Origin of the sequence: Pseudomonas sp. IT-P44 (assembly GCF_949768225.1) — a bacterium.
Lineage (GTDB): Bacteria > Pseudomonadota > Gammaproteobacteria > Pseudomonadales > Pseudomonadaceae > Aquipseudomonas > Aquipseudomonas migulae.
On record NZ_CATKQM010000009.1, the window covers coordinates 98733 to 111539 of the forward strand.

Sequence of the window (12807 nt, forward strand, 5' to 3'; positions counted from 1 at the left end):
AATCGCTCAAAGTGGTATGCACGATCGATTGGCGAAACCCGCCAATCGGCCTGCCCTCAAGGAGAGCCCTATGCCCTGGTATGCCTGGTTGATTCTGATCGTTGCAATCGGCTCGATCGTGGGTGGTTTGATGTTGTTGCGCGACACCGCCCACAAGGTCGAACTGACCGATGAGCAACGCAAGCGCGTCGCTGAACGCAACGCGCAAGCGGATGCCAAGGATGCGCAGGACCGCTGAAAAAAACCTGATCCCTGCAGGAGCGAGCCTGCTCGCGATGCACCTGAGAACAACGCGTTTATTCAGAATAAACGCGTTATCGTTAACGTCCATCGCGAGCAGGCTCGCTCCTACAGGTGACGGCTATTTTTCCCAATCGGCCTTGGCGATGTGCAAGCCATGCAGCCCTTTGTACGCCGCACGCTCCGGCTGGCTCCAGCCTTCGAGCAGTGAATCCTCCAGTTTGTAGATCTCCACCCCAAGCGGGCGACACACGCTCAGCGGGTCCTGCGCGTCCGGCCCCCACATGGCCAGCGACAGATCGCCCCCCGGGCAGGTCGACAGCGCACACAACAGATCAATCTCAGCAAAGAATTCCAGGTAGTCGCCCTTCTGCGCCGGACAGGCTTTCATGAAGTACATGTCGTCGTGATTGAGGCCGGTGCACTGGAAAATGTTCAGCACGTCATGCACGTCGAACTCGGTCAGGCCATGGGGCAACACTGCGCGGGTCAGGTTGGAGTGGCAGTGATGGTGGAAGTCTTCGCCGGTGAGCATTTTGTTCACATAGGGATCGCAGCGGGTGCCGAGCAAGTCGTGCAGGCGCCCACCATGTTCGTCAATGCCGTAGTCGGCCAGGCTGTCATCGGTGATGGTCACCAGCGGCCGCAAGAATGGCAGGTTCGACCAGAGCCGGTCGTGAGTGCTGACATGCGCCCCCTGCAACTGCCGCGTGCGTGAAGCCCACAAGCGTTCACGCGGATCGTTGGCATTCCAGACGTTGAAATCCCCGACTTGCGGGCCGACCGGCGTGGTCACGCGAAACACGTGCCCGGCCGGGACATGCCAGGCGCGGCCGGTGCGGATCGGCACTTCGAACTGCTCGATCAGCGTGCGCCCCTCCTTCGCATCCCGGATCTTTTCATAGAAGGCTTTGTCCACCTGCAAGGCCGAACCTTTGCTGACTTGGTAGGCCGCTGGATAGTCTTTGTACATGGCACGAATCCTCGATCAGTGATGGGAAGAAGGGGCAAGCATTTGCAACAGAAGGTGCTCGGAATCGTCGAGATAGCGGCTCATGGCGTCCTCGGCGGCGCGTTTGTCGCCTTCGGCCAGCAGCTCGTGAATCTGCCGGTCACGCGCCAGCCAGGGCGCCTGAAACCGTGATTCATCGGGCGCGGCGCAAAACACCAGGCGCAGTTGCGCGACGACATTGGTGAAGAACTCATCGAACAACGGGCTGCGCAGCAACCCGACGATGTGTTGATGAAACGCCAGGCTGTGCGTGCCCACGGCGCGCCAGTCCTCGCGCTCCCGGGCCAGTTCGGTGGCTTCCAGGGCTTCGAGCATCCGGTCGGACTGATAATCGCGCAGCGGCTGACTGGCACTGATGGCCTGCAACTCTAGCGTGCGGCGGACGTTGAACAGATCCCGCACATCGTCGACGCCCAAGCGACGCACCATCACACCTTTGTTGCGCACATAACGGGTCAGACCTTCCTGCCCCAGCCGATGCAAGGCTTCGCGAATGGTGTTGCGGGAAGCGTTGTAGGCTGACACCAGATCGTTTTCCACCAGCGCCATGCCGGGCAGTAAACGACCGCCAATGATGTCAGCGCGTAACTCCAGGGTGATGTGGTCGGCCAGGGACAGTCCGCTGTTCATACTTATCGCCTCATGATTGTTCAACAATCGTCAGCTAACGGGTAATCACTATCCGTGCCAATTCATTCGAGACGTCATGAAGGAGTTGGACGCATCTGCATGCTTTTTAGAAATAGAAGTACAGTCACCATCCCATTTCCATTGGTTAAGATGGCGCATTGTTGCGGAGATACCAGATGCGTTACTCGCAGGACCATAAAGCTCAGACCCACAAACGCATCATCAAGGAAGCTTCAGCGCGATTTCGCCGCGACGGTATTGGCGCGACCGGCTTGCAGCCCCTGATGAAAGCGCTGGGCTTGACTCACGGCGGCTTCTATTCGCATTTCAAGTCCAAGGATGAGCTGGTAGAAAAGGCCCTGCAGGCTGCAGGCGCCGAGGTGGAAGTCATCTGCGCCGAACTGTTCGCTCAGGAACGCCCACTCGAGGCATTCATTGACGCGTACTTGTCCGAATGGCACCAGACTTCGCCCCATGAAGGGTGCCCGTTGCCGACAATGTCATCGGAACTCGGCCTGCGCGGACAGCCAAGTCCGACCTCCGATGTAGTACTCAATGCGCGGCTCGAACAAATACAAGGCACCCTTGAAGGTGATGATGCCGCCGACCAGAGCATCTTCATCATGTCCGCAATGGTCGGGGCGCTGCTGTTGTCGCGCAGTGTCGAGAGCGCCGATCTGGCCCAGCGGATTCTCGACGTCACGCGCGATTTTCTCAAAAAGCCCCGGGATTAACCCTGCCAGCGTTTAAAGAGCACGCTGGCATTGACCCCACCAAAGCCGAAACCGTTGGATAGCGCATACTCGATGGCCATCGGTCGCGCCTGACCACGGACGATATCCACGCCTTGCGCCGCCGGATCCGGGTTATCCAGGTTGAGGGTGGCCGGCACGATCTGATCACGGATCGCCAACAACGTGAAGATCGCCTCGATCCCGCCCGCCGCGCCGAGCAAATGCCCGGTGGCCGACTTGGTCGACGTGACCGCAATCTTGTTATCCGTGCCGAACAACGATTTGATGGCCGCCAACTCGCCCAGATCTCCAACCGGCGTCGAGGTTGCGTGAGCATTGAGGTGCTGCACCTGTGCCGCAGCAACGCCCGCCTGAGCCAGCGCCAGTGACATCGCCCGTCGCGCACCACTGCCATCTTCGGGGCCGGCGGTCAGGTGATAGGCGTCGGCGCTGGTGCCGTAACCGACCAGTTCCGCCAGCGGTTGCGCGCCACGGGCCAATGCATGCTCCAGGGATTCGATCACCAGAAGACCTGCGCCCTCACCCATGACAAAACCATCGCGGTCACGGTCGAACGGACGCGAAGCACGCTCCGGGGTTTCGTTATATCCACTGGACAACGCGCGAGCCGCAGCGAACCCGGCGAGACTGACACGATCGATCGACGCCTCCGCACCGCCACACACCGCAATGTCCGCCTCCCCGCAACGGATCAGCCGCGCCGCATCGCCAATCGCCTGAACCCCGGCCGCGCACGCCGTTACCGGAGCACCCAGGGGGCCTTTGAATCCGTGCTGGATCGACACATGGCCCGCGGCCAGATTGACCAGAAAGGAGGGAATGGTGAAAGGCGACAAACGCCGCGGGCCACGACTGTCGGTGGTGCGGACCGCATCGGCAATCGCGCCGAAACCACCGACCCCCGAACCGATAATGGTCGCCGTACGCTCCTGGGCATTGGCGTCCTGTGCCTGCCAACCGGCCTGCTCAAGCGCCTGACGTGCCGCCTCCATGGCAAACATAATGAAGCGGTCCATCTTCTTCTGCTCTTTGGGTGGCGTCGCACGATCCGGGTCAAAACCCGCCTCGGCATCTTCGGCCAGCGTCGGCACTGCGCCACCGACCTTGGCCGGCAGATCAGCCACGACTTCGTCCGGCAGGTTGCGCAATCCCGAACGCCCGGCCAACAGACGCTCCCAGACGGCTTCGACCCCGCTACCCAGCGGAGACACCAAACCCATGCCCGTTACAACCACTCGACGTTCACTCATACCGCAACTACCTCAAGCCAATGGAGGGTGCCTCACTTGTAACGCGAAGCGGCCTTGCTTTTGGAAAGATTCGGCGCCATCACCAGACGCGCCGCGACAAACGCATCCCAGTCGGAGGCATCCGGCAACGAAGGAATGGTGATCAGTTCTCCCTGGTCCAGCCCCGACAACGATGCATCGACCATCTCGCCCGCTTCCATGACCATGTCCGCCGGGATCTGGCTTGCGTCAATACCGGAACGCTCCCAGATTTCGGTGCGCGTCACGCCTGGCAACACCGCTTGTACTTTGACCCCGGTGCCATCCAGCTCGGCATTCAACGACTGGGTCAGGCTCAACACATAAGCCTTGCTGGCACTGTAAGTGGCGTTGAAGCGCTCGGGGAACAACGCCACCACCGAGGCGATGTTGATGATCGTACCCCGGCCGGCTTTTGCAAAACTGGCGGCCGCCGCCGAAGCCAGGCGCGTGACCGTCGTTACGTTCAATTGAATCAAACGTTCCAGTTGATCCAGATCAGCGTTGGCCAGCAAGCCATCTGCCGCGACACCCGCGTTATTCAGCAGCAGACTGATACTCGAATCGCTGCGAAGGCGCTGCTCAAGTTTCAGCACATCATCCTTTTGCGTGAGATCCGCTTTCAGCACCTCGACCTGAACACCATGCTCAGCGCGCAGCTTGCTCGCCGCGGCCTGAAGACGCTGTTCGTCACGTGCAACCAGCAACAAATCAAAACCGCGCGCTGCCAAGCGCTCAGCGTAAATGGCACCAATCCCGGATGAAGCACCGGTGACAAGAGCTGTACCTTGGGTCTGGACAGAATTCATGACGTGCTCCTGGAATGCGTAAGGAAAAGAAAAGCGCTTGCGCTTCAGAGCGCCAAGCCGGATAACGAATTTATTATAGACATAATCTAATCACAATATGATAGCCGTAATTTTTTACCTGCCGACGGAAGGCGCTAAATCGCCACGTACGCCAGAATGCAAAAAGGCCGGTCAATGACCGGCCCATGGCGCTGAATTACAAGCTTAGTTCACCTCAAGCTTTTCGCGGTTCTTATCCAGAATGGCTTTGCCGATACCCTTCACTTCGAGCAGCTCGTCCACCGATGCAAACGGCCCATTACTCTCACGATAGGTAACAATCGCCTTGGCCTTGGCTTCCCCGATGCCGGACAACTCCCGTTGCAGCGTCGACGCGTCGGCCTGATTCAAATCAACCTTTTCGGACTGAACCTTGGGAGCGACCTCCATGACCAGAGGTGCAGTGCCCGCCTCCGTCTTGGCCGCAGGTGCAGCAATAGCGGCGACAGAGGCAGTGCTCAGGAGGGCAAAAATCAGAGAGTAGAAGTAGCCAGTACGCATAAATGAAGCTCCATGACATCAATTGGGAAAGCAGCTTTTCCGAAGCTGCCTTCCAAACTTAGGTGATGTCTGGAGCCTGTCAAAAATGTGTCAGTTACAGGATGTGAAACAATCAGGGCTCGAGGCGACGCTGCTGATAGATCCAGTCGACGATCTCGCCGTCAGGGGTATAGCCGCTGACCGTTTCGCGCAGAAGCTGGCGGACTCTTGAATAATCATCCTGATCAACCGCTGCCAGCAATTCGCCCAACCGCGCCTTCAGCACATCCCAGGTCAGGTAATCTTCGCTGGCCGTCATGATCATCGGATGCGAGGTCGCCGCAACGTTGTCGCCGATCAGCAGCTCTTCGTAGAGCTTTTCACCCGGGCGCAGGCCGGTAAATTCGATCGAAATGTCACCGTGGATATTTTTGTCCGACCGGACACTCAACCCTGACAGATGAATCATTTTCTCTGCCAACTCGATGATTTTTACCGGCTCGCCCATGTCCAGCACGAAAACGTCCCCGCCCCGCCCCATCGACCCGGCCTGGATCACCAACTGAGCGGCCTCGGGAATGGTCATGAAATACCGGGTGATTTTCGGGTGTGTGACGGTCAACGGTCCGCCAGCCTTGATCTGCTTGTGGAAAAGCGGGATCACGGAACCTGACGAGCCCAACACATTACCGAACCTGACCATGGTGAAACGGGTCTTGTTGACGCGAGACACACTGGACTTGTCGCCAAACAACACAGGGGCTTTTTCACGGCTGAGTGCCTGCAATGTCAACTCTGCAAGTCGCTTGGTACTCCCCATTACATTGGTGGGGCGAACAGCCTTGTCGGTGGAAATCAGTACAAAGTTTGCAACTCCGGCCTGAAGTGCAGCCTGGGCCGTATTTAACGTGCCCATGACATTGTTCAACACGCCTTCTGCAATATTGTGCTCGACCATAGGTACATGTTTGTACGCTGCGGCGTGGTAAACCGTATCGACATGCCAGGTCTTCATGACGTCCAGCAACTTGTTCTCGTTACGGACAGAACCCAGGATCGGCAGCAGTTTGACGGACAACGATTCACGCGCAATTCGCTGCTCAAGCTCGGACAGGATGCTGTAAAGATTGAACTCGCTGTGTTCGAACAACAACAGGGTCGTAGGCCTTAAAGCAAGTATCTGCCGGCACAGTTCCGAACCGATTGATCCGCCCGCACCGGTAACCATCACTGACTGGCCGGTGATGCAATGCTCCAGCAGGTCCTCTTGAGCCGGTACCGCATCACGCCCAAGGAGGTCGGCAATGTCCACTTCCTGGATATCGTCGACCTTGACCCGGCCACTGGCCAGATCCATGAATCCGGGCACGCTGCGCACATGAAGCGGGAAGCGCTCCAGGTAGCCCAGAATTTCCCGGCGGCGCCCACGGTTGGCCGAAGGGACTGCAAGCAGGATTTCCTGAGCACCTGTCGTGTCAATCAGTTGCTGGATATGCTTGGGCTTGAACACTTGCAACCCGGAAATGACACGACCGGCAATACTTCCGTCATCATCGATGAACGCAACCGGGCGCATCACCCTGCCCATGCGCAGCGCCGCAACAAGCTGGTTACCTGCGGCGCCAGCGCCGTAAATGGCCACTTTCGGCAAACCATTATCACGATTGGCAAAAGGCACATGTTGCGCCGCCGCGAACCAATCACCCAAAAAGTACTGGCGCATTGCCAAACGCAAGCCACCAATCATGATCAGGCTCAACCACCAGTAGTTGAACATAATCGAGCGGGGCACGACCGTTTGATGATTGCTATATAAATAGACGATGACGCCAAGAATAAGCGAAGAAAGGCTGACGGCTTTAATTATCGCGATAAGTGCATCATTACCGAAATAACGCATCACGGCGCGATACATGCCAAATCGAATAAACAACGGGATGGCAACGACGGGAGCACTAAGAAATAACCAGAGGTGCTGTTGAACAGGGCTGTTCATTTCGTCGATCCCTAGACGAACGACAAAAGCCATCCATAACGAGACCCAAACCAAACCAACATCGGCAACTACCTGCAGGACCCGCTTGTGTCGGCGCGGAAGGCTCAACAAAAAAGCTCTTATTTTATCCATAACCCTATCGAACACCTCACCAAGCTCCTGAAATCAAAAAATAAACTATTGCCTTTGAACCCGCAAAGAAAACCGGCCGATTTACGATGAAATACCAGCGCGGGCAAATGCCGCACCAGCGTAAGGACTGCATCAAAAAAAGAAACTTCGATCAGGCACCCTTGTACCAAAACAGCTGGAGGGAGGCAGGGCCTGACAGGCTACCGAAGGCAATCCCGATATAATACCTGTGTTGCGTCAGAAATCCCTGATTGCAGGCAAAATTACTGCCATCAATCGCAAGGGCAACCCGGGCGGCCTCGGTTACCCCGACAGGTGCCGGTAAAAAATGACGAACGTGCCGGAATCGCGGTTCCTACCTGATACAATGCCCCGAACTGCACGCAGCCTATAAGAATCGCAGCTACGCCCCTCCGGTGTTGTATCAAAACTGATCAAGATGACCACAAGGAATAGTCTCTCGCCATCAGGCCTTTCACGATTGGCGAGGCACATCTGGCAATCGGCCGGCCCCCTGACAACCAATCCGGAAGAAAATTCACTGCATCGAAGACGCATCAAGCTGCAACCTTGGAAAGCATCGGACAAAGAAGGCTATAATCCGCGGCGCCTAAAAAGCTTTCCAGTTCTTAGCGATAAAGAAGAGCGAGCAGGGACACGCTGTAAGAAACTTCTGTCTCCGACGAAAGACCCGGCTAACACGAACTGAACGGTTGACCCCCGATGACAAAGATGTCACTCCGCGATCGAGATCATGCCAGCGGAAGTAAACAGACCCGCTGCGAGCACCTTCTCGAGAGGGATCAGGCTGTCTCCAGGAAGGGGTGGATTAGATCGATTGAACAGCGCGCCCCAAAGGACAATGATATCCATCTCCTACACTCGCCGACGCCCATGTTTTTTGCTCCTCTGATACTGGAAGGGTTCGGCGATGGCCGCTTGGCAACCAGAGACAATCTGCGCCAGACAATGATCCTGCGCCCGCACACCGGGCTGCCTGTGGATCAGACTCCCGGCAAAACCCTGCGTGCCTGCGCCGCTACTCCGTTAGCGGTAAATAGCGGTTCTGTGCAGCACAAGGAAACAGTGCAAAAACCAATCGAATTCGCCCTTCTCTCATTCGCGTGATAGGCCTGTGCACGCAATAATTTTTTTTATTTTTTAATAGCGGTGTAGCTATGACTTTGAAAACCTTGTGTGTGTTTGGCACGCGCCCCGAAGCAATCAAAATGGCCCCTTTGGCGTTAAGCCTCGCGGCGGACGAACGCTTCGAAGCCAAGGTATGTGTAACCGGCCAGCATCGCGAGATGCTGGACCAGGTACTGAATCTTTTCGAGATCACGCCTGACTTCGATCTGAACATCATGAAGTCTGGCCAGGACTTGACGGACGTCACCACCACTATTTTGCAAGGCATGAAATCGGTCTTCGCCGAGTTCAAGCCCGACATCGTCCTCGTGCATGGCGACACTGCTACTACTTTCGCCACTACCCTGGCGGCCTACTACCAGCAAATCCCTGTCGCTCATGTCGAGGCCGGCCTGCGCACGGGCAATCTCTATTCGCCCTGGCCAGAAGAAGCCAACCGCAAGTTGACCGGCGCTCTGGCAGCCCTGCACTTTGCCCCGACAGACACCTCCAGTCAGAATCTGCTCCGGGAAGGGGTAGCTGCTCAAAGCATTCACGTCACGGGCAACACAGTGATCGATGCCCTGCTGGACGTCGTGGCGAGAATTAAAAACAGCGCCACCCTGCAGCAACAGTTTCACCAACAATTCTCCTTCCTGGGTGAAGGGAAGCGAATCATCCTGGTCACCGGCCATCGCCGCGAAAGCTTCGGTGACGGATTTGAAAAAATCTGCCAGGCACTGCTCACGACGGCGAAAGAATTTCCCGACGTCGAAATCGTTTATCCCGTCCACCTCAATCCGAATGTTCGCGAGCCCGTCAATCGACTCCTGGCCGGCATCGACAACGTTCACTTGATTGAACCACTGGATTATTTGCCTTTTGTGTACCTGATGGACCGCTCCTACCTGATCCTCAGCGATTCGGGCGGCATCCAGGAAGAAGCACCTTCGCTGGGCAAACCCGTTCTGGTCATGCGTGACACCACTGAACGCCCGGAAGCCGTCGAGGCAGGCACTGTCAAACTGGTGGGCACCGACATAGACGTTATCACGGGCAACTTGCGCAGCCTGCTGACGGACTCCAACGCTTACAGCCAGATGAGCTTCGCTCACAACCCCTACGGTGATGGCAAGGCGTGCGCGCGGATTCTTGAAACTCTTTCCCAATTTAAAAGAGGCTAACCTATGAGCTTTGAAACCATTTCCGTAGTCGGCCTCGGCTACATCGGACTGCCCACTGCCGCAGTTTTTGCCGCACGCAAGAAAAAAGTCATAGGCGTCGATGTGAATCCTCACGCCGTTGCAACGATCAATCGCGGTGAAATTCACATCATCGAACCGGATCTGGACATTGTCGTGCGGGCAGCGGTAACCGAAGGTTATCTGCGCGCAACCACCATTGCCGAACCGGCCGATGCGTTCCTTATTGCGGTACCGACCCCTTTCAAGGGCGACCACGAACCGGACCTGTCTTACATCGAGTCAGCCAGCAAAGCCATCGCTCCAGTCTTGAAGAAAGGCGATCTGGTCATCCTTGAATCGACTTCTCCGGTCGGCGCAACCGAGCAAATGTCCGCATGGCTGGCTGAAGCGCGCCCGGACTTGAGCTTCCCGCAAACGCATGGCGAAGACTCTGACGTTCGTATTGCACACTGCCCTGAACGCGTCTTGCCGGGCCATGTGCTGCGCGAGCTGATCGAGAACGACCGCATCATCGGCGGCCTGACCGCCAAGTGCTCGGATGCTGCAATGCGTCTGTATAAAACGTTCGTGGAAGGTGAATGCATCATCACCGACGCGCGCACTGCAGAAATGTGCAAGCTGACCGAAAACAGCTTCCGCGACGTCAACATCGCTTTTGCCAACGAACTGTCGATCATCTGCGACAAGCTCGACATCAGCGTATGGGAACTGATCCGCCTGGCTAATCACCACCCGCGAGTCAACATCCTGCAACCTGGCCCTGGTGTAGGCGGTCACTGCATCGCTGTCGACCCTTGGTTTATCGTGAGCAAGACCCCGGATCAAGCGCGCTTGATTCGCGCTGCGCGGGAGGTCAACGACAGCAAGCCGCAATGGGTGCTCGATCAGGTCGCACTCGCAATCGGCAAGTATCTGCAAGAGAACCCGGCTAAAACAGCGAAGGACGTCACTGTCGCCTGTCTGGGCCTGGCGTTTAAGCCGGACATCGATGATCTGCGCGAAAGCCCATCCCTTGAGATCACTGTGCAGATTGCAAAAAATCATCCGGGCACCGTTCTGGCCGTTGAGCCGAACATCGAGCGCCTCCCTGCTCGCCTGGAAGGCATCGCAACCCTGAGCCCAGTCGATCAGGCCCTGTCTTCGGCCAACGTTATCGTTCTGCTCGTAGATCACAGTGCGTTTAAAACCATCCCGAAAACCCGCTTGTCATCGCTGAAAGTTATCGATACCCGCGGAGTCTGGACCTGAAAAATCAGGGGTAACTTGATTGCGTACAGAAATCAGGTGGGTCATACACTCACCTGATTTTTTTGCGCTATAAAGCGACAGCGATTTTTACTCTAGATGATCGTGTGCTCGAATTTGTCATGATGAGGTTTAAGAGGTTCCGGCATGGTCAATCTACTAATTCAGGTGCTGACGCTGATAAGTGGCCTGGTTGTAAACTTTGTTATTCCTGGCCTGTATGGACTGGATGCGTATGGCGCGTTCATCAAGGCCAACGTGCTGGTATTTTTATTTCAAAAACTTCTCGACATCGTTAACGAGCAGCTTATTGCCAGTGTCGAAGCCGAGTACATCCTCGTCACCTCATTATTTATGGCGACGTTGATTTTTTTACTGTTCAGTGTGGTCAGTCTGGTAGACGACATCGGTAATCCTTTATTGCTGAGTGTCATGCTGCTCAGTTCAGCGTGCCTGCTTTCCCTGTTCGGGCTCCGTTTGCAGCGCTGGATAGTCGGATACCTCGTTCTCTTTCTGTGTGTTTTTTTCGTCCTCTTGTTCATCAGTTATCAACAGATCCTGCCGCTGAGCATCGTGGACATTCTGCTGCTGACGAATCTGATACCGTGCCTGTTTGCCGTGGCGGTGCTGTTTAGCCATGGCGCAAAACTGCCAGTGGGCAGGCAGTTATTGTCCACCTGCAAGAACGTCTTGTTTTTGTTGCCTAGAATGGTATCCATCACTCTGGTCTTCAATCTGTTTACCAATATCCTGCCCTACATTCTTTCGAAGAGTCTGCCCGTTCGGGACCTTGGACTCTTCCGGGTGATCGTGTCGATCATTCAGTCAGCGACGAGCCTGTTCCCTATAAATGTCAGGGCTGTATTTGTTGCGTTTGTCTCCGGGGGACAGCGTCAAGAGCAATACAGAATCATCATGTCCGTCGCCCTTTTCTACTTCGCACTGGTTGGCTTGTCCGGGTATGCGATGGGATGGCTGTTCCCGCAATACTCCGCTTACCTGGCGATGCTTCCTTGCCTGCCAGTCCTGTACTGGGCCGTGGTGACAGAAAGGTATCTCGTTGCTTCCGGGCTTCATCGTAAAGTCATCATCGCCAACCTCGTCCTGGGCGCACTGGCTGTGGCCGGGATGATCCTGTTCGTTCAGGGCCTGAAACAGGCAGAACTGTTTTATGCGCTTGGGTTCTCTGCCTATTTATTGTTTTTGCACTTGCTGTGCCGACCAGGAATCCGTCTACCGGTCATATTCTGGGTCTCTGTACTCTCCCCCTTCGCAATCGTATTGAAAGACGTCAATTTGATCTGGGGCGTTCTTTACATGCTTTCTCTTTTGATCATTGCGGTTGGGATACTTCGGCTTCGTCCGGCTGACTTTCGCACCTTGAGGTTTTGACAATGAACGCAGTTAAGTTGTATCGCGTAGGAAACTGGTTTTATCAGCGTCGTGTACCCGTCGTACCTGGCCTGATTCGCAACCTGATTTTTCTTTTGTTCAATTCATACATTCCGGTGTCCGCCAATCTTGGAAAAGGCACCATTTTCGCTTACGGCGCCATTGGTGTCGTACTTCACGCGAACGCTAAAGTCGGGACGGGCTGTGTATTAGGCCAAGGAATTACGATTGGTGCTGCAGAAGGCTATGTCACCAGCGAGATCAACAAGTGCCCGGTGATTGGAGACAACTGCTACATCGGTGCAGGTGCAAAGATCATTGGCGATATTAAAATCGGGGATAACTGCCAGATTGGAGCATCGGCCGTAGTACTGAAAGACATACCCAACAATTCAATCGTTGTCGGCATTCCAGCCCGAGTGATTGGACAGACCTCTGTAGACTATAAAGCTATACGCCCCTGAAATGGCGAACGG

General features: G+C 55.8%; 12 protein-coding genes. 6 read left to right on the forward strand and 6 right to left on the reverse strand.

Annotated elements, in window-relative coordinates; all coding sequences use genetic code 11:
- Nucleotides 1-70 precede the first annotated feature (70 nt).
- The gene (locus ACM6IO_RS05035) at nt 71-238 is read left to right on the forward strand and encodes a DUF2897 family protein (RefSeq protein WP_008031772.1); all 168 of its coding nucleotides are present in this window, start codon (nt 71-73) and stop codon (nt 236-238) included.
- A 123-nt stretch (nt 239-361) separates the two neighbouring features.
- On the opposite strand, the gene ACM6IO_RS05040 is transcribed toward ACM6IO_RS05035, so the two are convergent.
- Both ACM6IO_RS05040 and ACM6IO_RS05045 read right to left on the reverse strand, forming a co-directional pair.
- Nucleotides 362-1213 (reverse strand): urea carboxylase-associated family protein, encoded by an 852-nt coding sequence (locus ACM6IO_RS05040; RefSeq protein ID WP_223436454.1) that lies wholly within the window; start codon nt 1211-1213, stop codon nt 362-364.
- Nucleotides 1214-1228: 15 nt separating this feature from the next.
- The gene (locus ACM6IO_RS05045) at nt 1229-1882 is read right to left on the reverse strand and encodes a GntR family transcriptional regulator (RefSeq protein ID WP_008042177.1); all 654 of its coding nucleotides are present in this window, start codon (nt 1880-1882) and stop codon (nt 1229-1231) included.
- 176 nt (nt 1883-2058) lie between these two features.
- Between ACM6IO_RS05045 and ACM6IO_RS05050 the strand changes: the two genes are divergently transcribed.
- Entirely contained in the window at nt 2059-2616 is a 558-nt protein-coding gene (locus tag ACM6IO_RS05050) for a TetR/AcrR family transcriptional regulator (RefSeq protein ID WP_008042176.1), read from the forward strand.
- Here ACM6IO_RS05050 and fabF read toward each other — a convergent pair.
- The 4 genes from fabF to ACM6IO_RS05070 form a co-directional block, all read right to left on the reverse strand.
- Nucleotides 2613-3887: a beta-ketoacyl-ACP synthase II gene (gene fabF, locus ACM6IO_RS05055; RefSeq protein WP_008042175.1), complete on the reverse strand. Its 1275-nt coding sequence runs from the start codon at nt 3885-3887 to the stop codon at nt 2613-2615. The two genes, ACM6IO_RS05050 and fabF, sit on opposite strands and share 4 nt — an antisense overlap.
- A gap of 32 nt (nt 3888-3919) precedes the next feature.
- Complete coding sequence (locus ACM6IO_RS05060; RefSeq protein WP_008031779.1) at nt 3920-4714, reverse strand: SDR family NAD(P)-dependent oxidoreductase; 795 nt, start codon at nt 4712-4714, stop codon at nt 3920-3922.
- 204 nt (nt 4715-4918) lie between these two features.
- On the reverse strand, nt 4919-5254 hold the full coding sequence (locus ACM6IO_RS05065; RefSeq protein WP_008042174.1) for a ComEA family DNA-binding protein: 336 nt from the start codon (nt 5252-5254) through the stop codon (nt 4919-4921).
- Nucleotides 5255-5366: 112 nt separating this feature from the next.
- Nucleotides 5367-7361: a polysaccharide biosynthesis protein gene (locus tag ACM6IO_RS05070; RefSeq protein WP_414911060.1), complete on the reverse strand. Its 1995-nt coding sequence runs from the start codon at nt 7359-7361 to the stop codon at nt 5367-5369.
- A gap of 1178 nt (nt 7362-8539) precedes the next feature.
- Here ACM6IO_RS05070 and wecB point away from each other — a divergent pair.
- The 4 genes from wecB to ACM6IO_RS05090 all read left to right on the forward strand — a co-directional run bounded on the left by wecB (nt 8540) and on the right by ACM6IO_RS05090 (nt 12795).
- Nucleotides 8540-9673 carry a non-hydrolyzing UDP-N-acetylglucosamine 2-epimerase gene (gene wecB / locus ACM6IO_RS05075; RefSeq protein ID WP_008042169.1) on the forward strand — a complete coding sequence of 378 codons (1134 nt, stop codon included), beginning with the start codon at nt 8540-8542 and terminating at the stop codon, nt 9671-9673.
- 3 nt (nt 9674-9676) lie between these two features.
- Entirely contained in the window at nt 9677-10942 is a 1266-nt protein-coding gene (gene wecC / locus ACM6IO_RS05080; protein WP_192226166.1) for a UDP-N-acetyl-D-mannosamine dehydrogenase, read from the forward strand.
- Nucleotides 10943-11086: 144 nt separating this feature from the next.
- Entirely contained in the window at nt 11087-12331 is a 1245-nt protein-coding gene (locus ACM6IO_RS05085) for a hypothetical protein (protein WP_207285330.1), read from the forward strand.
- 2 nt (nt 12332-12333) lie between these two features.
- A complete protein-coding gene (locus ACM6IO_RS05090) occupies nt 12334-12795 on the forward strand; it encodes a serine O-acetyltransferase (protein ID WP_008042166.1) in 462 nt (153 codons plus the stop codon).
- The last annotated feature ends 12 nt before the right edge of the window (nt 12796-12807 follow it).